18 protein-coding genes and 3 pseudogenes are annotated in these 23,006 nt (G+C 66.8%); 13 read left to right on the top strand and 8 right to left on the bottom strand.

Annotated elements, in window-relative coordinates; all coding sequences use genetic code 11:
• Positions 1-28: 28 nt before the first annotated feature.
• From A3A5_RS0127255 to moaA, 9 genes are all read left to right on the top strand, one after another.
• A complete protein-coding gene (locus A3A5_RS0127255) occupies positions 29-1,459 on the top strand; it encodes an OFA family MFS transporter (protein ID WP_018313637.1) in 1,431 nt (476 codons plus the stop codon).
• Positions 1,460-1,502: 43 nt separating this feature from the next.
• Entirely contained in the window at positions 1,503-1,625 is a 123-nt protein-coding gene (locus A3A5_RS45435; protein ID WP_010809255.1) for a hypothetical protein, read from the top strand.
• A 302-nt stretch (positions 1,626-1,927) separates the two neighbouring features.
• Positions 1,928-3,367: a cytochrome ubiquinol oxidase subunit I gene (locus A3A5_RS0127245; RefSeq protein ID WP_018313636.1), complete on the top strand. Its 1,440-nt coding sequence runs from the start codon at positions 1,928-1,930 to the stop codon at positions 3,365-3,367.
• A 13-nt stretch (positions 3,368-3,380) separates the two neighbouring features.
• Entirely contained in the window at positions 3,381-4,388 is a 1,008-nt protein-coding gene (cydB, locus tag A3A5_RS0127240) for a cytochrome d ubiquinol oxidase subunit II (RefSeq protein ID WP_018313635.1), read from the top strand.
• A complete protein-coding gene (locus tag A3A5_RS42250) occupies positions 4,388-4,525 on the top strand; it encodes a DUF2474 family protein (RefSeq protein WP_018313634.1) in 138 nt (45 codons plus the stop codon). The genes cydB and A3A5_RS42250 overlap by 1 nt, the downstream gene beginning before the upstream one ends.
• 4 nt (positions 4,526-4,529) lie before the next feature.
• Positions 4,530-6,620, top strand: coding sequence for an FUSC family protein (locus A3A5_RS0127230; protein WP_018313633.1), 2,091 nt, complete (start codon positions 4,530-4,532; stop codon positions 6,618-6,620).
• Positions 6,607-6,819, top strand: a complete 213-nt coding sequence (locus A3A5_RS0127225) for a DUF1656 domain-containing protein (protein WP_018313632.1) — start codon at positions 6,607-6,609, stop codon at positions 6,817-6,819. The genes A3A5_RS0127230 and A3A5_RS0127225 overlap by 14 nt, the downstream gene beginning before the upstream one ends.
• Entirely contained in the window at positions 6,816-7,649 is an 834-nt protein-coding gene (locus A3A5_RS0127220) for an HlyD family secretion protein (protein WP_018313631.1), read from the top strand. Before A3A5_RS0127225 ends, A3A5_RS0127220 begins: the two co-directional genes overlap by 4 nt.
• A gap of 148 nt (positions 7,650-7,797) precedes the next feature.
• Entirely contained in the window at positions 7,798-8,898 is a 1,101-nt protein-coding gene (moaA, locus tag A3A5_RS0127215; protein WP_018313630.1) for a GTP 3',8-cyclase MoaA, read from the top strand.
• A gap of 24 nt (positions 8,899-8,922) precedes the next feature.
• Here moaA and A3A5_RS0127210 read toward each other — a convergent pair whose 3' ends face one another.
• From A3A5_RS0127210 to A3A5_RS45135, 6 genes are all read right to left on the bottom strand, one after another.
• Positions 8,923-9,189: an Rrf2 family transcriptional regulator gene (locus A3A5_RS0127210; RefSeq protein WP_018313629.1), complete on the bottom strand. Its 267-nt coding sequence runs from the start codon at positions 9,187-9,189 to the stop codon at positions 8,923-8,925.
• Position 9,190: 1 nt separating this feature from the next.
• Positions 9,191-10,636, bottom strand: a complete 1,446-nt coding sequence (locus A3A5_RS0127205) for a PLP-dependent aminotransferase family protein (RefSeq protein ID WP_018313628.1) — start codon at positions 10,634-10,636, stop codon at positions 9,191-9,193.
• Positions 10,637-10,699: 63 nt separating this feature from the next.
• Positions 10,700-11,911, bottom strand: coding sequence for a molybdopterin molybdotransferase MoeA (locus A3A5_RS0127200; RefSeq protein ID WP_018313627.1), 1,212 nt, complete (start codon positions 11,909-11,911; stop codon positions 10,700-10,702).
• The gene (gene fdhD, locus A3A5_RS0127195) at positions 11,905-12,750 is read right to left on the bottom strand and encodes a formate dehydrogenase accessory sulfurtransferase FdhD (protein ID WP_018313626.1); all 846 of its coding nucleotides are present in this window, start codon (positions 12,748-12,750) and stop codon (positions 11,905-11,907) included. The genes A3A5_RS0127200 and fdhD overlap by 7 nt, the downstream gene beginning before the upstream one ends.
• A gap of 139 nt (positions 12,751-12,889) precedes the next feature.
• Complete coding sequence (locus A3A5_RS0127190) at positions 12,890-15,214, bottom strand: FdhF/YdeP family oxidoreductase (RefSeq protein WP_026201181.1); 2,325 nt, start codon at positions 15,212-15,214, stop codon at positions 12,890-12,892.
• Between the two features lie 154 nt (positions 15,215-15,368).
• Entirely contained in the window at positions 15,369-15,521 is a 153-nt protein-coding gene (locus tag A3A5_RS45135; RefSeq protein WP_232431474.1) for a hypothetical protein, read from the bottom strand.
• 94 nt (positions 15,522-15,615) lie between these two features.
• Here A3A5_RS45135 and A3A5_RS40400 point away from each other — a divergent pair.
• From A3A5_RS40400 to A3A5_RS0127165, 4 genes and pseudogenes are all read left to right on the top strand, one after another.
• A pseudogene (locus A3A5_RS40400) lies at positions 15,616-15,840 on the top strand (chromate resistance protein ChrB domain-containing protein); the annotation flags it as partial.
• Between the two features lie 24 nt (positions 15,841-15,864).
• Positions 15,865-16,478 (top strand): annotated as a pseudogene (locus A3A5_RS40600) (chromate transporter).
• 131 nt (positions 16,479-16,609) lie between these two features.
• Positions 16,610-20,014, top strand: a complete 3,405-nt coding sequence (locus A3A5_RS0127170; protein WP_026201180.1) for an adenylate/guanylate cyclase domain-containing protein — start codon at positions 16,610-16,612, stop codon at positions 20,012-20,014.
• 10 nt (positions 20,015-20,024) lie between these two features.
• On the top strand, positions 20,025-21,242 hold the full coding sequence (locus tag A3A5_RS0127165) for a polysaccharide pyruvyl transferase family protein (RefSeq protein WP_018313620.1): 1,218 nt from the start codon (positions 20,025-20,027) through the stop codon (positions 21,240-21,242).
• 115 nt (positions 21,243-21,357) lie between these two features.
• On the opposite strand, the gene oxlT is transcribed toward A3A5_RS0127165, so the two are convergent.
• Positions 21,358-22,677, bottom strand: coding sequence for an oxalate/formate MFS antiporter (oxlT, locus tag A3A5_RS0127160; protein WP_018313619.1), 1,320 nt, complete (start codon positions 22,675-22,677; stop codon positions 21,358-21,360).
• A 70-nt stretch (positions 22,678-22,747) separates the two neighbouring features.
• Positions 22,748-23,006: pseudogene (locus A3A5_RS45130) on the bottom strand (transposase); the annotation flags it as partial.

Genomic DNA, 23,006 nt, shown 5'->3' with positions numbered 1-23,006 from the left:
CTGCCACTTCCAGGTAGGAGACAACTTCATGCCATACCCCGCGCAAGCGCAAACGCCCTCGCAGAAGTCCCAACACGCGTCGCCGTCCCGGCCAAGGTCACGCCCGTCGGCCTTCTCCAAGGAGGCCATCATCGCCCGCCCCGGCTTCAACCGCTGGATGGTGCCGCCCGCCGCGCTGGCGGTGCACCTGTGCATCGGCCAGGCCTATGCCTTCTCGGTCTTCAACGAGCCGCTGACCCGGATCCTTGGCGTCACGCAGTCCGCGCCGGGCGACTGGCAACTGACCACGCTGGGCTGGGTGTTCTCGCTGGCGATCTTCTTCCTCGGCATCTCTGCCGCCTTTGCCGGCAAGTGGCTGGAAAAGGTAGGACCGCGGCGCACCATGTTCACGGCCGCGTGCTGCTTCGGCGGCGGCTTCCTGGTGTCGGCGCTGGGCATCTGGCTGCACCAGATCTGGCTGCTGTACCTGGGCTACGGCGTGCTGGGCGGGATCGGGCTGGGGCTGGGCTACGTGTCGCCGGTGTCCACGCTGATCCGCTGGTTCCCCGACCGCCGCGGCATGGCCACCGGCATGGCAATCATGGGCTTCGGCGGCGGCGCGATGATTGGCGCGCCGCTGTCGGTCGCGCTGATGAACTACTTCAAGAGCGCGACCAGCGCGGGCGTGGCACAGACCTTCCTGGTGATGGGCGTGGTCTACTTCATCTCGATGTCGATCGGCGCGCTGGCCATTCGCATCCCGGCCCCGGGCTGGGCGCCCCCGGGCTACGTTGCCACCACCAGGGCCCGCAAGATGGTCACGCACGCCAACGTGCACATCGACCAGGCGCTGAAGACGCCGCAATTCTACCTGCTGTGGGTGATCCTGTTCCTGAACATCACCGCCGGCATCGGGGTGCTGGGCCAGGCCGCGGTGATGATCCAGGAAACCTTCAAGGGCAGCATTACTGCGGCAGCCGCCGCCGGCTTCGTCGGCCTGCTTAGCATCGGCAACATGACGGGGCGCTTCCTGTGGAGCTCCGCCAGCGACTATTTCGGCCGCAAGATCACCTATGCCATCTTCTTCGCCTTCGGCGCCGCGCTGTACATGGCGGTGCCGGCCGTCGGCGCGTCCGGCAACGTGGCCCTGTTCGTGGCCTGCTACTTCCTGATCCTGACCATGTATGGCGGCGGCTTCAGCACCATTCCCGCCTATCTGGCCGACATGTTCGGCACGGCCTACGTCGGCGGCATCCATGGCCGACTGCTGACCGCCTGGGCCGCCGCCGGCATTGCCGGGCCGGCACTGGTCAACTACATCCGCGAGCACAAGCTGGCCATGGGCGTGCCCAGGTCAGAGGTCTATGTCGACACCCTGCACATCATGGCCGGCCTGCTGGTGGCGGGATTCGTCTGCAACCTGCTGATCCGGCCGGTGCATGAGCGCCACCACCTGCGCGAAGCAACCAGCGCAGCCTGAGCGCCACCGCGGCTTCCGATACCAATACACAGGAGACACCACCGTGCAAGACGACCGGACTTTCGGCAAGACGCTGCTGCTGCTCGCGTTCTGGGCCTATGTGCTGATCCCGCTGGGCGCGGGCATCTGGTCGACTCTCGGGAAGGCCATGAAGCTGTTCAGCTGAGCGCTCGCGCCGGCCGTCCGCTGCATCACGATCCGTCAATGCAGCGGCCGCCGGCGCAGCCCCTGGAGCCGGATCCGGAGCGCCGATGCAGCGGGGTCCATCCATGACTGTGATCCCGCGCAATGGCGCTATCTGTATTGGCATTGTGACGCCCGGCGAGCGCTTCTTGCGGCTCTGCGAACTGAGCTTCAGCGGTTCCGCAAGAACTGTATCCTTCGCGGGCAGGCTGTAGTCCTTACGCTTGTCCGTAGTGTCGCGCGACACGCCGTCGTGCCGGCGGCAACCCCACGGAGAGCACATTGATGCACGGACTCACAGCCCTGGAACTCGCCCGAATCCAGTTCGGATTCACGGTTTCCTTTCACATCTTATTTCCCGCCATCACGATCGGGCTGGCATGTTTCCTGGCGTTCCTGGAAGCACGCTGGCTCTACACCAAGGACACGGTGTACAGGACCCTGTACCAGTTCTGGATCAAGATCTTCGCGTTGAACTTCGGCATGGGGGTCGTGTCCGGCCTGGTCATGGCCTATGAGTTCGGCACCAACTGGTCTGGCTTCTCGCAATTTGCGGGGAGCGTCACCGGACCGCTGCTGACCTATGAGGTCCTGACCGCCTTCTTCCTGGAGGCGGGCTTCCTGGGCGTGATGCTGTTCGGCTGGAACCGGGTCGGGCCGGGCCTGCATTTCTTCGCGACGGTGATGGTGGCGCTCGGCACCATGATTTCCTCCACCTGGATCCTGGCATCCAACAGCTGGATGCATACGCCCGCCGGCTACGTCATCGTTGCCGGCAAGGTGGTGCCGACCGACTGGCTCGAGGTGATCTTCAACCCGTCGTTCCCCTACCGCCTGACGCACATGGTGATCGCCGCGCTGCTGTCGACCGCACTGTTCGTCGCGGCATCCTCGGCCTGGCAGCTGCTGCATGACCGCGCCGTGCCCGCCGCCCGCAAGATGCTGTCGATGGCCCTGTGGATGGTGCTGATCGCGGCGCCCATCCAGGCGGTGGTGGGTGACGCCCACGGCCTGAACACGCTGGAGCACCAGCCCGCCAAGATCGCGGCGATGGAGGGGCACTGGAACACCGCCGCCAGGGATGACAAGGGCGGCTTCCCGCTGATCGCCTTCGGCATCCCCGACATGGAACGCGAGGAAACCCGCTACGCCATCGAGATTCCGCGCCTGGGCAGCCTGATCCTCACGCACAGCCTTGACGGCCAGATCCGCGGCCTGAAGGACTTCCCCAAGGAAGACCGCCCCAATGCCACGGTGCTGTTCTTCACCTTCCGCGTCATGGTTGGCCTGGGTGTGGCGATGATCCTGTTCGGCCTGCTGGGGTGGGTGCTGCGCCGCAACGGCGCCCTGTACCGGTCCAGGGCATTCCTGCGCCTCGCGGTGCTGATGGGCCCCGCCGGCCTGGTCGCGTTGCTGGCCGGCTGGATGACCACCGAGATCGGCCGCCAGCCGTGGGTGGTCTATGGACTGCTGCGTACCCATGATGCCGTTTCCGCGCATGCCGCTGGCCCGGTGGCGCTGTCGCTGGCGCTGTTCGTGGTGATCTACTTCGTCTGCTTCGGCGTGGGCATCCGCTACATGCTCAAGCTGGCCAGCGCCGGCCCCGCCCCCGACGCACACCCGCACGATGAGCCGTCCTACGGCCCCGGCAGCGTCATTCCCGCCGCCATCGCCGCGGCTTCCACACCCAACCCGATGGCCCCGCACGGCCAGCGCGAATCCTGAACAGGTGATCAACATGGGTATCAACCTTCCCGTTATCTGGGCCGCCCTGATCTTCTTCGGCGTGATGATGTACGTCATCATGGACGGATTCGATCTTGGCATCGGCATTCTCTTCCCCTTCGTCGGCGATCGCCATGACCGCGACGTCATGATGAACACGGTGGCGCCGGTCTGGGACGGCAACGAAACCTGGCTGGTGCTGGGCGGCGCGGCGCTGCTGGGTGCCTTCCCGCTGGCCTACTCGGTGCTGCTCAGCGCCTTCTACCTGCCGCTGATGTTCATGCTGATGGGGCTGATCTTCCGCGGCGTGGCCTTTGAATTCCGCTTCAAGGCCAGCGACCGCAGCCGCCCTTACTGGGATGCCGCGTTCACGTGGGGATCGGTGCTCGCGGCCTTCTTCCAGGGCGTGACGCTGGGCGCCTATATCGACGGCATCACCATGGAAGGCACCACCTTCACCGGCGGCGCACTCGACTGGCTGGCGCCGTTCCCAATCTTCTGCGGCGCGGGCGTGGTGATCACCTATGCCTTCCTCGGGGTCACCTGGCTCATCATGAAGACCGAGGGCCGCCTGCAATGGACCATGCTGCGCGTGACCAACGTGCTGACCGGCGTGATGCTGGCGATGGTCGCCGCGGTGAGCGTGTGGACGCCGCTGACCCACCCGGAGATCGCGCAACGCTGGTTCGCGCTGCCCAACCTGTTCTTCTTCCTGCCGGTGCCGCTGCTGGTGCTGTTCTCGGCCTTGGGCATCTACCGGTCCCTGCGCAACCACCCGAACGTGTCGCCGTTCCTGTATGCGCTGCTGATGATCTTCATGGGTTATACCGGGCTTGCCATCAGCATCTGGCCCAATATCATCCCGCCGTCGATCTCGATCTTCGATGCGTCGTCGCCCCCGCAAAGCCAGGGCTTCGCGCTGGTGGGCACCCTGTTCATCGTGCCGATCATCCTGGCCTACACCTCCTGGTCCTATTACGTGTTCCGCGGCAAGGTCAAGCGCGGGGAGGGGTACCACTGATGGCCAGGATCCTGCATTCGCGGCTGGCGGCCCGCCTGGGCTGGCTGCTGGCCCTGTGGCTGGCAGGGGTCGGCATGGTCTTCGTCTGCGCCAGCCTGATGAAGCTGCTGATGCGCGCTGCCGGGCTTGCCAACTGAAGCCATGCCGCCCTCAAGCCCGCTCTCCCGCCCCGCGCTGCCCGCGCGCACCGCCAGCGTGCCCGACACGCTCGCGGCTGCCTGGGCCGGACGCGCCGACTTTGCACCCTGGCTGCATTCGCTGAAGGTGTTCGGCGCGGCGATGCTGGCGCTCTACGTGGCGCTGGCGCTCGGGCTGCCGCGGCCCTACTGGGCCATGGCCACCGTCTACCTGGTGTCCAGCCCGCTGGCCGGCGCTACCTATGCCAAGGGCACCTACCGCGTCTTCGGCACGCTGCTGGGCGCCGTGTGCGCGGTGGCGCTGGTGCCCTGGCTGGTCGACGAGCCCGTGCTGCTGATGGCCGCGATCGCGTGCTGGACCGGCACCCTGCTCTACCTGTCCCTGCTGGAACCGGCGCCACGCAACTACATCTGCCTGCTGGCCGCCTATACGCTGCCGATCGTGGCACTGCCGACGGTCACCAGCCCGGCCACGGTCTTCGACGTGGCCCTCACCCGCATCGAGGAAATCATCATCGGCATCGTCTGCGCCAGCGTGGTCAGCGCGGTGGTCTTTCCCTCGCGCACCACGCCGGCGCTGGCCGCACGCGCGTCGGCGTGGCTGGACCACGCCTCGCGCTGGATCACCGACGTACTGGCCGCCGGTGCCAGCGCATGCCAGCGCCATGACAGCTTCAGCCTGCTGGCCGCCGATATCCTGGCAATGGAAACCCAGCTGGCCCAGCTGACCTATGAATCCGACGGCGCCCTGACCCTGCGGCGCGCACGTGCCCTGCACCAGCGCATGACGGCCCTGCTGCCGCTGGTGCTCGCGCTTGCCGATGCAGCCAGCGGCTTGCGCCGGCATCCGGCGGGCATGCCTGACACCGTCGCGCAGCGCATGCGCGCTACGCTGGCCTGGATCGCCGGCGACGCCGGCGCGTCCCGGCCCCCGCCTTCCTGGTACCCGGCAGGCACCACCCCGGCCGCACCCGCGGACTGGCATGCAAGGCTGGTCGCGGCGACCTGCACTTATCTGGATGAACTGGCCGACCTCTGGCAAGACTGCCGCCTGCTGCAGGCCAGCCTGCGCCAGGGCGGGAGCGAGCCCACCGCGCTGCGGTACCGCGTGGAACCCGCCGGGCAGGCCCGGCACCATGATCACGCGCAGCTGTTGTTCCGCGGCGCCACTGCCGGTTCGGCCACCTTCGTCGCGGGCCTGCTGTGGATGGTGTCGGGCTGGGTCGACGGCGCCGGCCCGGTCGGCCTGGCCGCGCTCGCCAGCTGCTTTATCGCCACCACCGCGGAGCCGCGGCTGATGGCCGGCCGGGTGATTGCATGGAGCATCGGCTGTGCGTTGCTGTCCTGGTACTACCAGTTCGTGGTGCTGCAGCTGGCCCATGACTTTGGCTCGCTTGCCGCCCTGCTGTCCGGCCCCTACCTGGTCATCGGCGCCATGACGACGCAGCCGCGCAATGCGCTGTTCGGCGTCTTGCTGGCGGTCACGGCGGCGTCGTTCCCGGGCCCGCAGCACCTGAGCGCCGCCAGTTTCGCCGGCATCTTCAACAGCAGCCTGGCAAGCCTGGCCGCGCTGGTGTTCGCGGCCTTGTGGGCAGTCCTGATGCAGCCCTTCGGCCAGCAGCTGGTGGCGTACCGGCTGGCCAGGGCCAACTGGAACGAGATCGCGCTGGCGGCGCACCCGCGCGCGCCGGTCAACAGCGCGCGGCTGCGCGGCCGCATGCTGGACCGGCTGCTGCGCCAGTGGCCGCCGCTGACCCGCGGCAACAATGCCAGCGGCAAGCCGGCCGGCAGCGCCGTTGCCGACTTCCTGGTCGAATCCGCCGCGCTCGCGCTGCGGCGCGCCCCGGCTGGCGTGCCCGCGCCGCACCGCCGTGCCGTGGAGCGCGTGCTGGCAGGGGTCGCACGCCACTACCGCCAGTGCGCGCGCACCGGCCATGCCAGCCCGCCCGCTGCGGCGCTGGCCGCGCACATCGACGCGGCCTTCGCGGCGCTGGCCACGACGGCGCATGGCAGCCCGCGCACCGCGCTGGCGGCACTGGCCACCCTGCGGCTTGCTCTGCATCCGCATGAAGGAGACCACCATGCACGCCACTGAGTTCGACCTGTACGGCGTCTTCGTGCCGGCCACCGTGGTGTGGATGCTGGCCGCCTTCGCCGTCACCGCCGGCGTGCGCGCCGTGCTCGCCCGGATCGGCTTCTACCGCATCGTCTGGCACCGGTCCTTGTTCAATTTCTCGCTCTATATCCTCGTACTGGGCGCGATCGTCGCGCTCGTCTGGCAGGCCCCATCATGATTCGCAAGCTTTCGCTGCTCGGCCCCGTTGCGGTGACCCTGGCGGCCATGGTCGCCGCGGCGCTGGCCGCCTGGCATTTGTGGCAGTACTACACCGAGGCGCCCTGGACCCGCGACGGCCATGTGCGCGCAGAAGTGATCCAGGTCGCGCCGGATGTCTCCGGCCTGGTTACGACCGTGCTCGTCGGCGACAACGCCCGGGTGCAACGCGGCCAGGTCCTGTTCGTGGTGGACCAGGACCGCTTCAGCCTGGCCCTGAAACAGGCGCAGGCCGAGGCCGCTTCGGCGCGCGCCGCGCTGGCACTGGGCCGGCGCCAGGCGGCGAACGCGGCCGCCGTGGCCGCCCTGGCCGCCGCGCAGGCGCGCATCGAGGAAGCCGATGCCGCGGTGGACGTGGCCAGGCTGAACCTGGCCCGCTGCCGCGTGACCAGCCCGGCCGACGGCCATGTCAGCGACCGCCTGCCGCGCGCCGGCGACTTTGCCACGCGCGGCAAGCCGGCCCTGTCCGTGGTGGCCAGCGGCTCGCAGTACGTGGAGGGCTATTTCGAGGAAACCAAGCTGCCCGCGATCCGCGTCGGCAGCGCCGCCGAAGTGCACATCATGGGCCAGCGCACCCCCTTGCGCGGACATGTGCAGAGCATTGCGCCCGGCATCGAGGACCAGGACCGCGCCATCGGGCCGAACATGCTCCCCAGCGTCAACCCGACCTTCAACTGGGTGCGCCTGGCGCAGCGCATACCGGTGCGCATCGCGCTGGACCAGGTGCCGGCCGGGGTCCACCTGATCGCCGGCCAGACCGCGACGGTGCGCATCCGGGCGCCGCGCGAATGAGGCTCCCAATGACGCCACACCGGCCCCGCCAGAACTGTTCTGCTTTCGCTCCTGCCGATTTGTGCGCCTGCCGGGCGGCCATCGGTCCCTACCATGGACGGTATGGCATGCGCCATGCCCTAACCCCATTGCCCCCGGGAGATTCGCCATGCAAGCAGCGCTTGTGCAAGAAATGCCCGCCGCCCGCGGTTCTGAGGCGCCCGAGCCGGACCACGCATCACCCGCCTGCCGGGACCAGCTGGGCCGTCCGCTGCGCGACCTGCGCCTCTCGGTGATCGACCAGTGCAACTTCCGCTGCACTTACTGCATGCCCAAGGAGCGCTTCGGGCGCGGCTATCCGTTCCTGGCGCCTGAGCAGCGCCTGTCCGATGCGGAGCTGCTGCGCATCGTGCGCGCCTTTGTCAGCCTGGGCGCGGAGAAGGTGCGCCTGACCGGCGGCGAACCACTGCTGCGCAAGGGCATCGAGTCTCTGGTCGAACGCATTGCCGCCATGCGTACCCTGGACGGCCGGCAGGTGGAAGTGGCCATGACCACCAACGGCAGCCTGCTGGCGCGCAAGGCGCGTGCGCTGCGCGACGCGGGCCTGGGCCGGGTCACGGTCAGCCTCGACAGCCTGGATGACGGCATCTTCCGCGCCATGAACGATGTGGATTTCCCGGTCGGCCGCGTGCTGGAGGGCATCGACGCAGCCTGCGCCGCGGGACTGGCACCGGTCAAGGTCAACTGCGTGGTCGAGCGCGGCACCAATGACGGCCAGGTGCTGCCGCTGGTCGAACACTTCCGCGGCAGCGACATCACGCTGCGCTTTATCGAATATATGGATGTGGAAGGCCCGAGCGCGTGGTCGCAGTCACGCGTCGTCCCCTCCGACGAGATCCGCGGCATGGTCGAACGTGCGCATGCGCTGCTGCCGGTCACCAGGCGCGACGGCGAAACCGCCAGTAACTATCTGCTGGCGGATGGCAGCCTGAAGCTGGGCTTTATCTCCAGCGTTTCGCACCCATTCTGCGGCGATTGCACCCGCGCACGCGTTTCGGTCGACGGCCGGCTGCACCTGTGCCTGTTCGCCACCAGCTCCGTCGACCTGCGCCAGCACCTGGGCACCGCCCGCCCTGATGAAGCCGTGGCGGATGCAGTACGGCAAGCGTGGCAGGCCCGCGGCGACCGCTACTCCGAGCTGCGCGCGGACCGGCTGGCCAGCGGCGAGCGGCAGTACCCGACGGTGCGCATGTCGCTGGTCGGGGGCTGAGCCGCGCGCGCGGCGCCCGGTCACTCAGTCAGGATTCGGGAAAGCCTGCGCGGCAAGCTCCGCGCCGGCTGGGGTCAGGCTCGCGTGACCGCGGCCATCCTCGTTGATCGCCACGTCAGCCAGTCCGGCGGCTTGCAGCTGCGTCAACACGCGCCGCAGCACGCTCATCGGCAGCTGTGCCCGCTTCGCGATCCTGGCGAGCGACCACGGGCTGGTGCCACCCTCGCGCCCGGCCTGCCACAGGACCTGGAGCGCCGCGACCATGGCGGGATCGATGTCAGCGTCTGGCATGCTAGTGCGCTTCCTCGCCGGGTTCCCGGCTGCGTGCCAGCAGGTGCTGCGCAATCTTGCCCAGCGTCTGCACGGCGGACTCGATGCCGGGCGACCATTCCCCGCTGTAGTTCAGCCGGATGCAATGGCGGTAAGTGGCCCCGGGCGCAAACATATGCCCCGGCGCAACCGTGATGCGGTGCTCCAGCGCGGCGTGGTACATCTCCATCGCATCGATGCCCTCCGGCAGTTGCACCCACAGCACATAGCCTCCCGCAGGGCGCGACGTGGTGGTGCCATCCGGGAAGAACCTGCGCACCGCGGCGGCCATGATGCTGGCCTGCTGCGCATAGGCCTTGCGCACCCGCCGCAGGTGGAAGTCGTAGCCGTCGTTCTTCAGGAACTCGGCAATCGCCAGTTGCGGAATCGCCGGCGTGGTCAGCGTGTTGAGGAACTTGAGCCGTTCCACCGCCTCGCGGTAACGGCCCGGCAGCGCCCAGCCGATCCGGTAGGCATTGGTCAGCGTCTTGGAGAACGAGGAGCAATGGAGCACGATGCCGGCCTTGTCAAACGCCTTCAATGAACTGGGATGGGCCTCGCCGTAATAGAGCTCGCCATAGACGTCGTTTTCGATGACGGGGATGTCCTTCCCAGTCAGCATGGCCACCAGCGCGCGCTTCTTCTCGTCGGGCATCTGGAAGCCGAGCGGGTTCTGGAAATTGGGCATCACCATGCAGGCGGCCACGCCCTTTTCATCGATCAGCCGCGCGAGCGCACCGATGTCGATGCCCTCCGCCGGATCGGTCGCCACCTCGATGGCGCGCATGCCCAGCCGTTCGATGGCATGGAGCATGGCGTAGTAGGTCGGTGACTCCACCGCGATGGTATCGCCGGGCCTGGCCACGGCCTGCAGGCAGAGGTTGATGGCCTCGGTCGCGCCGATGGTGACGATCACCTCGTTCGGATCGATGGCGTAGCCGTTCTCCAGGTAGCGGCGCGAAATCTGCCGGATCAGCTCGGGGCTGCCTGGCGGCAGGTCGTCGAGCATGGTCCACTTGGCATGGCGGCGCGCAATGTTGTTGGCGTACTGGTTGATGCGCTGCCACGGAAACAGCGAAGGGTCCGGATAGGGCGAACCGAGGGGCACGGCATCGTCGGAACGGATCGAACGCAGCGTGGAAAGCACCAGCGCGCTGACATCCACCGCCGAGGGCTTGGCACTGGGCCTGGACGGGCGCAGCTCAACCACCGGCTCGCCCGGCCGCGCGCGCACAAAGTAGCCGGACTGCGGCCGGCTTTCAATGATGCCGCGGCTCTCCAGCATGACGTAGGCCCGGATCACCGTGGTGATGCTCATGCGGTGGTGCTGGCTGGTCTGCCGCACCGAAGGAATCCGCTCGCCGGGCAGCAGCACGCCCTGTTGCACCAATGCCTCGATGTCCGCAGCCAGCTTTTCATACAGTTTCACGCTGCGCTCCCCTTTCCCTTGCGCCCCGCCGGTGCCTGAACCGGCCACCGCGCCGGGCCGCCGTCAGCTGAGCCAACGATGGAGATCATAGTACGGCAGGGGCACATTTTGGAGCTGTCCGGCGCATTGGGGTTCCACCCGCACAAAGCCGCTGGCCTGGCCGAGCGCCGACACCGAGGCGGCGCCCTGCTGTGCATTGACCTGCACGAAACTCTCGCGGCCGCCGAGATTGCCGATTTCGCCCACGCGCCAGAAGGCATCGCCACGGTGCGGGCGCGTGCCCGCCAGCGCCGCCCTGACCCGGCCTACCGGCGGGAACAGCTCCGCGCGCCCCTGCAGGCGGCGCAGCAGCGGCGTCACCAGCAGCGCGAAGGTGGCATAGGCTGCCGCCGGATTGCCGGGCAGGCACACCACGGGCTTGCCGCGCAGGCGCCCCACCGTGACCGGCTTGCCGGGCTTCATGTTGACGCCACGGCAAAGCAGCTCGCCGCCCGCCGAAGCCAGCGCCGCCGCCACCAGGTCGCGCTGGCCGACCGAGGCACCGCCGGTAACCAGCACCAGGTCGGCGTCGGCAGCAAGTTCCCGCAGCATGTCGTGCAAGGCGCGCTCGTCGTCCTGCACGTGGCGGTGGCAACTGACCACGGCGCCCATCGACTGCACCAGCGACTCGAGCATCGGGCCATTGACATCATGCACCTGGTACACATCGCGCGGCTCGTCGTGCGCCGCCACCTCATCGCCCGAGGTCAAGATGGCCACCTCCACCAGCCGGCAGACCGTGGCCTGCGTCAGCCCCTGCGACGCCAGGGCGGCAATATGCCCCGCATGCAGCAGGGTTCCTGCCGACAGCAGCAGATCGCCCCGGCGGGCGTCCTCGCCCTTGCGCCGGATATGCTGGCCCGCCACGGGTGCCCGCGCGCAGACGACGCCCCGGTAGCTCTCTTCGGCATCCTCCAGCGCGACCACGGCATCGGCGCCTGGCGGGATCACGCCGCCGGTGTAGATGCGGATCGCCCGGCCGGGCAACAGCGGCTGCGGCTGCGTGCCGGCGTAGACAACCTGCTGCAGCGGCAGGCAGGCGCCCTCGCGGCAGTCTTCGCAGCGCACCGCATAGCCGTCCATGGCGCTGCGGTCCGCCGCGGGCGTGTCCATGACCGCGGCCACGTCGCCGGCCAGCACGCGGCCGGTCAGCAGGCCCAGCCACACGGTTTCGGTCTGGCGCACAGGCTGCGCGCACATCGCGAAGACCGCCTGCGCCTCGTCAAAGTTCAGCATGTTGCGCCTGCGCGGTTGGTGTCCAATGTGGCGCCGGTATAGTCGACATAACCATCCTGGCGGCAGAAGCTGAGCAGGCGCAGACCGGCCTGCTCGGCTATGCGTATCGCCAGCGAGGTCGGCGCCGAGATCGTCGCCAGCATCTGGATATTCATGCGCGCCACCTTGCGCACCAGTTCATAGCTGGCGCGGCTGGACAGCAGCACGAAGCCGTCGTCCATCGCCACGCGCTGCATCGCCAGGTGGCCGATCAGCTTGTCCAGGCCGTTGTGGCGGCCCACATCCTCGAACACATGCAGGATCTCGCCGCCCGCGTCGCACCAGGCCGCGGCGTGGACGCCCCCGGTGGCCTGCATCAGCCGCTGGTGCGACGGCAGCGCCGCGACGGCGCGCTCGATCATCTCGCGCGACGGCGTCAGCCGGCTGGCCGGCTCGGGCATGCGCGCGGGCTCCAGGTCGAGCAACTCGATGCTCTCGATGCCGCAGACGCCGCAGCCGGTGCGCCCCGCCAGCGCGCGCCGGCGGGCCCGCATGGTGGCGAAGGCGTGCTCGCTGATCTCCATCTGCACCTCGGCGCTGTACGGGTGCACGCGCACTTCCAGGTCGTGGATTTCCGCATTGCGCCCGACGATGCCTTCGGTCAGCGAGAAGCCGACCGCGAACGCCTCGAGGTCCAGCGGCGTGGCCATCATCACGGCGTGCGAGATGCCGTTGTACACCAGCGCTACCGGGAGCTCTTCCGCCACGTTGTCCGTGGCCGGCTGCACCACGCAGTTCTTGTGCCGCACGATGCCGCGCGCTTCATAGCCTGAGTGTTCAACCAGTTCAGTGCATTCCATGGTGGGTCTTTTGAAGAAAATGAATTCAGCGCCTGCTTGCACACAGTCGGTGGCCCCCCTCTCCCGCTTGCGGGAGCGGGGAGCGTTCACCAGGGCTGTCAGTCGCTTGGCAAGCGGTATTTCGGTTAGCGCAGGATCATCACGCCGCCGCGGGCTGGAGACGGGACGGGGTTAGCAACACCGGCACCGACTTCGACGTGGGCGTGCCGCAGCCATCGCCAGTGCTTTCCAGCGGCACCAGCGGATTGGTCTCGGGGTAGTACGCCCCCAGGCAGCCTTGCGGAATGTCGTATTCGACCAGCACGAAGTCCTCGACCTGGCGCTGCACGCCGTCGTCCCAGACACTGGTGATGTCCACGTGCTGGCCCGCCTTCAGGCCAAGCCGCGCCAGGTCAGCGGGGCTGATGAAGACCACCCGGCGCAGGCCGAACACGCCACGGTAGCGGTCGTCCAGTCCATAGATGGTGGTGTTGTACTGGTCGTGCGAGCGCGTGGTCATCATCACCATCAGCTTGTCGCCATACTTCTGGCGCGCCCGGCTGATGGGGGTGTCCTTGTCGATGCGGTTGACCAGAAACTGCGCCTTGCCCGACGGCGTATGCCAGACCCGGTTGCATGCCGCCGGCGTCAGGTGGAACCCGCCCGGCACCGCCACGCGCTCGTTGTAGCGCTCGAAGCCGTCGATCACCTGCTCGATGGCGTCGCGGATGCGGGCATAGTCCTGCGCATACCAGAGCCAGTCGATCTTCTCCGAGCCCAGCGTGGCGGCCGCCATGCGCGCGACGATGGCAATCTCCGACAGCAGGTGCGGCGACGCCGGCGCGTTCATGCCAAAGGAGATATGGACCATGCAGACCGAGTCCTCGACCGTCACGCCCTGCGCCACGCCGTCCTGCTGGTCGATCTCGGTGCGGCCCAGCGTCGGCAGGATCAGCGACTCCTTGCCGTGCACCAGGTGGCTGCGGTTGAGCTTGGTGGCGATATTCACGGTCAGGTCGCACTGGCGCAGCGCCTCGAAGGTGCGCGGCGTATCCGGCGTGGCGGTCGAGAAATTTCCGCCCAGGCCGACAAAGACCTTGACCTTGCCCTCGAGCATCGCCGAGATGGTGTGGACCACGTCATACCCGTGCTTGCGCGGCGGCTCGAAGCCGAAGGCGGCCTGCAGGCGGTCCAGGAATTCCTGCTCAGGCTTCTCTTCGATACCCACCGTGCGGTCGCCCTGCACATTCGAATGCCCGCGCACCGGCAGCAGCCCGGCACCGGGGCGCCCGATGTTCCCGCGCATCATCATCAGGTTCGACAGGATCTGCACCGTCGGCACGGAATGCTTATGCTGCGTCAGGCCCATGCCCCAGCAGGCAATCACGCGCTTGCCCCTGGCGTAGACCTGGGTCAGCGCATCGATATCCTCCTGCGACACGCCCGACTCGGCGACGATGTCGGCCCAGCTCTGCGCGCGCAGGTCTTCGATGAAGTCGCCGAAGCCGATGGTGTGCTCGCGCACGAAATCGACGTCGATCAGGCGCTCGCGGCCGTGCCGGATGGCCTCTTCGTCGAGTTCGTCCAGGCGCTTGGCCATGCCCTTGATCAATGCAAAGTCGCCGCCGAGCTTGGGTTGCACGAACATCGAGGCAATCTTGGTGCTGGAGCCGGTCAGCATCTCCACCGGATGCTGCGGGCTGGTAAAGCGTTCCACCCCGCGTTCGCGCAGCGGGTTGATCGAGACAATGGTGGCACCGCGCCGCGCGCACTCGCGCAGCTCGCCCAGCATGCGCGGATGGTTGGTGGCCGCGTTGTGGCCGAACAGCAGGATGGTGTCGGCATGCTCGAAATCATCCAGCACCACGGTGGCCTTGCCCACGCCGATGGTCGGCGGCAGGCCCCGACTGGTGGCCTCGTGGCACATGTTCGAGCAGTCGGGGAAGTTGTTGGTGCCATAGGCACGCACGAACAGCTGGTAGAGGAATGCGGCCTCGTTGCTGGCGCGTCCCGACGTATAGAATGCGGCCTGGTTCGGATCCGGCAGCGCGCGCAGGTGGCGCCCGATCAGCGCAAAGGCCTCGGCCCAGGCAATCGCACGGTACTTGTCGGTCTGCGCGTCATAGACCATGGGGTGCGTCAGCCGCCCGTGCTGCTCCAGCTCATAATCCGTCTGCGCCATCAGCGACGTCACCGTGTGCTGCGCAAAGAACTCGGGGGTCACGCGCATGCTGGTGGACTCGGCAGCCACGGCCTTGACGCCGTTCTCGCAGAACTCAAAGGTGGAGGCGTGCTGGCGGTCCGGCCAGGCACAGCCGGGGCAGTCGAAGCCATCCGCCTGGTTCTGCTTGAACAGCATCTTGTACTTGCCTCCGGCAACCTTCTCCTTGATCAGGTTGATGGCAACGTACTTCAACGCACCCCAGCCGGCGGCGGGGTGGGTGTAGGGGGCGATGTGGCCTTTTTCAGGGGTCGGGGAGCTCATTGGCGTGGTGTCCTGTAACGACGGGGGCGCTGTCCGGCCGCCTGCCAGTGCTGCTGACGGGCGGGGACCGGATCGTTGCGGTGTCACCAGATTAGATTTCACGGGTGCCCCCGGGTACATACAAACAGGCGCTTGCCCGGGGAGCACAGTTGCTTCAGACCAGCGGGAACGCCTTCACCACGTGGCGCAGCAAGCTGTCGGCCACGGCCATCCGGTGCGCATCGACCCCGGGAAACCTGGTGGCCGCATCGAACCCGGCCAGCAGGCGCCGGCGCAACAAGCGGCGATCCGCCGTCATAGGGCCCATGAGATATGCGTTGTCTCCCAGCTCGTCACCACGGACGCCCTTGCCGTACACGTCCGCGGCAAAGCAGATGTAGCCCAATGCCGCGAGCCGGTCGGAGGTGCTGCTGGGCAGCTTCGGACTGGACGCCGACCGCGGACTGACCCGCCTGGCCAACATGGTCCACGCCCTGGATATAGGCGGGGCCCAGATGCCCGAAGCCGGCGGGTTCGAAGCCGTGCTTGCCGGCGCGCGCGAGCGCCTGGCGGATGACGACGCGCTGCTGGCCGAAATCGGCCGTACCCTCGATTCCCCTTATGTGTATTTTTCCGGAAAGCGATAGCACCATGCCCCTGAGGTCCACCATATGAGCAACGTCTCGCAGGCCCTAACCCGTCCGGCCGCGCTCACGGAACGGCCGCTACACCCTCTGGCAGCTGGTCGGCTATATGCTGCGCCTGGGTACGCTCGGCTTCGGCGGTCCGGTGGCGCTGGCAGGCTATATGCATCGCGACCTGGTGGACCGGCGCCAGTGGATCACTGACGCCGACTACAAGGAGGGGCTGGCCCTGGCACAGTTGGCACCCGGCCCGCTGGCCGCGCAGTTGGCCATCTATCTGGGCTATGTCCACTACCGGATCGCGGGCGCGACGCTGGCCGGGATCGCGTTCGTGCTGCCGTCATTCCTGATGGCTCCTGCCGTGCTACCTGTTCACCGTCCTGCCGGCCCCCTACTTCAAGAAATACGGCAAGCTGCCCGCCATCCTGGCCTTTGTCGACGGGGTGACCGCTGCCGCAGTGGGAGCCATCACCGGCGCGGTGATCGTGCTGGCCAGGCGTTCGATCGTGGATGTGCCTACGGTGCTGCTGGCGCTTTGCACGGTGGCGCTGCTGCTCAGGTTCAAGAAGCTGCCTGAACCCGTGATCGTGGCCGGCGGGGCGCTGATCGGTCTGGTGGCCTATCCGCTCATGCATCGTTGACGGGAGCGCCGTGAATCGCTTTACGATCTTTGGCGCACAGCCGGCCCACTGCCCTGGTGGCCGAAGCCACTTGCGATGGGCGGTTTTGGGGAATCTAATCCTACGGAGGAGGCGTTCCCAAGGAGGGTCCCATGGCGCAATGCACAAAATGCGGATTTGAGAACCCCGCAAGCGCCAATTTTTGCCAGCAATGCGGCAGATCCCTCATCCGCCAATGCCGGCGCTGCGGCAACGCCGTGCCCCCGGGGGCACGCTTCTGCAGTTCCTGCGGCGAACCCTGCAGCGATCCGGCACCAGTTGCCCCCACCTCGCCTGTCTCCTACACGCCGCCCCATCTGGCCGAGCGCATCCGGAGCGAGCAGGCAGCGCTTGAAGCCCGCGGCGAGCCCGCTGGCGAACGCAAGACCATCACTGTCCTGTTCGCGGACATGGCGGGCTCGACCGCACTGATCCATGACCTGGATCCGGAGGAAGCACACCGCCTGATCACGCCGGTGATCGAACTGATGATGGAGGCGGTGCACTACTACGAAGGCTATGTCGCCAAGTCGCTGGGCGACGGCATCCTGGCGCTGTTCGGCGCACCGATCGCCCATGAGGACCACCCCCAGCGTGCGCTTTACGCCGCGCTGCGCATGCAGAAGGCGATGCAGCGGCACAGCGACCGGCTCAGGCTGGAGCAAGGCATCTCGCTGCAGATCCGGGTCGGCATCCACACCGGCGAGGTGGTCGTTCGCTCGATCCGCAAGGACGACCTGCACACGGACTATGACCCGGTCGGCCACACCATCCACATCGCCTCGAGGATGGAGACCATGGCCGCGCTCTCGTCCATTTTTGTCAGCGAATCCACCCACAGGCTTGCGCAAGGATACTTCGCGTTCAAGCCGCTGGGCGTTGCCCAGGTCAAGGGCATTCCCATGCCGCTGGCTGTCTATGAACTGACCGGAACCGGCCCGCTGCGCACACGCCTGCAGGTGGCGGCGCATCGCGGCCTGGCGCGCTTCGTGGGGCGTGAGGCCGAACTGGAGACGCTGCAACGGGCACTGGAACTGTCCGCGGCCGGCCGGGGCCAGATCGTCGCAGTGGTTGGCGAAGCCGGGGTCGGCAAGTCGCGGCTATTCCACGAGTTCAAGGCGCGCTCGCTCGGCAGTTGCCTGACGCTGGAAACGTTCTCGGTGTCCCACGGCAAGGCCTTTGCCTACCTCCCGCTGATCGAACTGGTGAAGAATTATTTCCAGATCGAAGCCCACGACGATGAACGGAGGTACCGGGAAAAGGTTGCAGGCCGGGTCGTGATGCTCGACCGGGCACTGGAGGACGTGCTGCCATACCTGCTTCACCTGCTGGGCATCAGCGAGCCCGGTTCGGCATTGCCGAACATGGATGCCAGAATCCGACGCCAGCGCACGTTCGAGGCGATCACGAGCCTGCTGTGCCGCGAGAGCCGGAATCAGCCGCTTGTTCTGTTGTTCGAGGACCTGCAATGGCTGGACAGTGAAACCGAGGCCTTTCTGGATGTCCTCATCGAGCGCCTTCCTGGCGCCAGGATCCTGCTGCTGCTGAACTATCGGCCCGAGTACCAGCATGGCCAGGGCCGGAAGGACTTATACATTCCGCTGCGGCTGGATCCATTGGGCCAGGCCGAGGCCCAGCAACTGCTCGCCGCCCTCCTTGGCGACGATCCCGCGCTGATGCCCCTCAAGAGCCTCATTCTGGAAAAGACCGAGGGCAATCCCTTCTTTATGGAAGAGGTGGTGCAGACCCTGTGCGAGGAGAAAGCCTTGCTGGGTGAGCCCGGCCATTACCGCATCGAGAAGACGCCCGCCGCGCTGCATATCCCGACTACGGTACAGGGCGTACTGGCCGCGCGCATCGATCGGCTGTCCCGTGCCGGGAAGGACTTGTTGCAAACCCTGGCCGTGATCGGGAAGGAATTTTCCCTGAGCCTGGTCCAGCGGGTTGTCGCGCTGCCGGATGACCAGTTGCGCCCACTCCTCGCCCAACTGGAGTTGGGGGAGTTCATTTATGAGCGGCCAGCATTCCCCGATATCGAATACACGTTCAAGCATGCACTGACCCAGGAGGTGGCCGGCAACAGCCTGCTCACGGAGCAACGCACAACGTTGCACCAACGCACGGCCCAGGCGATCGAAGCGCTCTTCCAGAATCAGTTGAAAGACCACTACAGTGAACTGGCCCGGCACTACAGCCTGGGCGGCAACGATCCGAAGGCAGTGGAGTACCTGCAATACACAGGACAGCAGGCCGTGCAGCGGTCTGCCTATCATGAGGCGATCAGCCACCTGAATGCCGCGCTGGTACTGCTTGGCCGGCAGCCCGACACCCCGGAACGTGCCCGCCAGGAGCTCGCGCTGCGGCTTGCTATCGGGCCGGCCTTGATTGCCGCCAGGGGCTTTGCCTCATCCGAGGTGGAAGCGACCTACCGCCGCGCCCTGGCACTGTGCGGTCCGGCCAGGGACACACCAGAGCTCTTTCCGACGCAGGTCGGGTTGCGCACCTACTTCTCCCTGCGTGCAGAGCATGCGAAGGCCTACGAACTAGGGGAGCAACTGCTGCACCTGGCCGAGCAAAAGAAGGATCCGGAGTTGTTGGGCGAGGCGCATGTCTCGATTGCGACGACCTCGTATTACCTGGGAAGATTCAGTATGGCGCATGCCCACTTGCGTGAAGCGCTTGCGCTCTACGGCGCAGGATCGCATCACACCCACCTGAATGTCCATGGCGTGGATCCGGAGGTACGCGCCCTGTCGACTTCGGCCCTGGTCCTCTGGAGTCTTGGCTATCCTGACCAGGCCAGCAAGAGCGCGCAGGACGCGGTTGCGCTGGCACGGGAGCTGTCCCACCCATTCAGCCTAGCGCATGCCTTGTGCCAGACGGCAGAACTGCACCACTTCCGCCGCGAGCCCCAACGCACGCAAGAATACGCCGAGGCAGTCATCACGCTCTCGACCGAGCAAGGTTTCCCGCTCTGGCTTGCGTGGACGACCATCCTTCGCGGTTGGGCGCTGGCCGAACAGGGGCAGCCTGAGCCAGGCATCGCGCAGATGCGCGAGGGGCTGGCGGCCTACCACGCTACGGGGGCAGCGTTGGGGCATTCGCATTTCCAGTGTCTCCTCGCCCATGCCTATGGACGCCAGGGACAATTACAGTCAGCCCTGAGCGCGCTTGCCGAGGCAAAAGACGCGGTGGACAAGACCGGGGAACACTATTGCGAAGCTGAGTGGCACCGCATCAAGGGTGAATTGATACTGCAAGGACAAAGCTCGCCGGGTCTCAGGCCTGATGGTAATGCGGAAGCGGAAGCGGAAGCAGAAGCTTGCTTCCACAAGGCGATCGACATCGCGCGTCAGCAACACGCCAGGTCGTTCGAATTGCGGGCTGCCTTGAACCTCGCACACCTGTGGCGGCAGCAAGGCAAGGTGGAACCCGCCACACAGTTGTTGGCCGGCATCAAGGCGGGGTTCACCGAAGGCTTCGACAGCGCCGACATGCGGGACCTGGTGCTTGCCTGACGCTGACGCCATGCCAGTATCCCGGTCAGGAACCACCGGCTTCCCCACGATCCTGTTTGGCGCTTTCGATCGCCACAACTTCGGCGACCTGCTGCTGCCGCATGTGATGCGAAGCCTGAGCGGGCAGGCCAACCCATTCTACGGGGGCCTGGCCGAGCGCAACCTGAGCATCCATGGCGGCCATCGGGTCCACACCCTGGCGCGGCTGGCAGCCACCGTGGGCGACAGCGCCGTCGATGTCATCCATGTGGGTGGCGAAACCCTGACCTGCTCGCTCTGGGAGGCGGCCGTGATGCTGCAGCCTCCCGAGCAGGCCCGGGCGGTGGTGTCGCTGCTCGATGCCCGGCCGCACGAGCGGACGGTCTGGGCCCAGGCGCAGTTGGGCGTGCGGGACCTGATCCCCTACCTGATGCCGGCCGGCATCCTTGCCAACGTCCGGCATGTCATTGTCCACGCCGTCGGCGGCATTGAACTTGGATCGGTTGAGCCTGCCATGCGGGCCGAGGTGGCAGCCAAGCTCGGTGCCGCCACCAGTGTCGGAGTACGAGACCATCAGACCCGGGCCATGCTCGCTGAGAACGGCATTGCCTGCCGCCTGGAGCCCGATCCGGCCGTGCTGGTGGCCGAGCTGTTCGGCGCCTGCATCCGCCGCCGCGCCCGCCAGGGCGAGTGCGCCCGCATCGTGTCAGGGTTCTCCGGCGGATACCTGGCCGTGCAGTTCAGCGCGGATTTTGGCGATGACGATACCCTTTCAGAGCTGGCGGCCCAGCTCGAACGTATCGCCCGGGCCAGGACCCTGGGCGTGGTGCTGTTTCGCGCCGGCGCCGCACCCTGGCACGACGACCTGGCTTGCTACCAGCGCCTGGCGGCACGACTGCGCGGCACGCCTGTGGTCCTGTTCGACTCGCTCAATCTGTGGGATATCTGTGCGCTGATTGCGCACAGCCAGGGCTTTGTCGGCAGCAGCCTGCACGGCGGCATAGTCGCCGGCGCGTTTTTCCTGCCATGGCTTGGCCTGCTCCGGCCCGCACAACTTCCGGGCACCAGCAAGCAAGTCGCCTTCGCCGCGGCCTGGGGCGCGGCCGGGGCGCCGGCCGCGGTGACCGTTCAGAATCTGGCGGCCGGCCTGGACGAAGCGATGGCAACCCGGACCGCGCAGCGCAGGGAATTGGCCCGGGAATGGGCCAAGGCATGCAGGACCGCATTCCAGCTGGTTCAGGAGAACTAGCGGGAGAACTAGCGCGGCCGAGTCCTCCAGCGAGGCATGGCGGCTGCTATACGAAAAAAGCGGGCTTCCGAAGAAGCCCGCCCGGTTTGCTACTAAACGCCTGTGTATCGGCCGGTCAGGCTGGCACCTGCGTCCCCGCCGCCGCCGTCTCCTTCGAGAAAAGACTCCTGGAGGTAGCAACATGGTTGGCCAGCACTGGCCGCAAGACCATGATCGCCAGGAAGGCCGCGGTCAGGTCCATGCCCGCCACCGTGTAGAGGACCGTCGACCAGGTGCCGGTCGCCTCCATCATCAGGTTGCCGACCGGCACGAACAGTGCGCCGATGCCCTTGGCCGTGTAGAGCACGCCGTAGATCTTGCCGATGTGCTTGGTGCCGAAGGCATCGCCGGCCAGTGCCGAGAACAGCGAGTAGACCTCGCCCCAGGCCAGGAACACCACGCCCGACAGGATCAGGAAGGCGTACGGGTTGCTGCCGAAATACCCGAGCGCGATGATGCCAAGGCCTTCCAGGGTGAAGGCGATGACCATGGTCTTCTCACGGCCGATGTTGTCCGAGATCCAGCCGAACAACGGACGCGAGATGCCGTTCATGATCCGGTCGAGCATCAGCGCGAGCGGCAGTGCGGCCATTACGAAGAAGTGCAGGTCGACCTTGAACTCCTTCACGCCCAGGTCCTTGGCGATGACGCCAAGCTGGGCCACGGCCATCATGCCGCCGGTGACGACCAGGATGAACATCACAAACATCAGCCAGAACAGCCTGGTGAACATCGCTTCCTTGAGCGTGTAGTCGCGCGTGGCCTGGACCAGCTTCTGCGAAGCCCGCACCTCGGTACCCTTTGGTGCGCGCAGGAACCACGCCGCGACAAAGGCGAGTCCACCCTGCAGCAGGCCAAAGAACAGGAAGGTGTGCTGGAAGCCCTGCGACTCGATCATGGCCGCGATCGGCAGGATAGTCGCCGCAGAACCGGCGCCATAACCGCCCGCGGTCAGGCCCACCGCAAGGCCGCGGCGGTCCGGGAACCACTTGAGCGCGTTGTTGATGCAGGTGGCGTAGATCGAGCCCACGCCAAGGCCGCCAACGGCTGCGCCGACGTAGAAACCCATCAGGGTAGTGGCCTGGGAGTTGATGCACCACGCCGCGCCGATAAAGACCGCGCCAAAGGCGACCATCATGCGCGGGCCGAACCTGTCGATGAAATAGCCTTCGATCGGCGCCAGCCAGGTCTGCACAAGGACGAAAACCGTGAAGGCGATCTGGATGCTGGCGCGCGACCAGCCGTAGGTGCCCTGGATTTCAGGGACGAACAAGGTCCAGGCGTACTGGATATTGGCGGTGGCGATCATGCAGACCACACCGACAATCAATTGCAGCCAGCGGGTGCCTTCCGGGATCTGGCGATTAGCGCCCAGCGCTGCCGATGGATTACTCATTTGCGCGCTCCTTGAATCATTTGGCCATTCAATTGCGGGGGTGCGGGCCAATCCACCCAAGATAAGGACATCAGCAAGCCTTATAGGCGGCATGTCGATGAGGTTTCTGGCGAGGCGGACGTGGTTTAGCGCGATCCGGTCGCACGCGATGGGTACGTGTTGCGATCAAGGCCAAGGTCTCATTCAGCGCAGCCTTGGCCCAGCGCAGTCCCAGTAGCGCCGCTGGCAGGACAGGTTTGAGAGCGGTGATGGCGTAGGTTCGGATGATCCGATAGTTCGAGTCAATCTCATGTTCCTGCACGGCGCTGAAGCAGCATAGAGCGTGCAGG

It is taken from the genome of Cupriavidus sp. UYPR2.512, from assembly GCF_000379565.1.
In the GTDB taxonomy this organism is placed as follows: Bacteria; Pseudomonadota; Gammaproteobacteria; order Burkholderiales; family Burkholderiaceae; genus Cupriavidus.
This window is presented reverse-complemented; position numbering and strand designations above follow the sequence as displayed.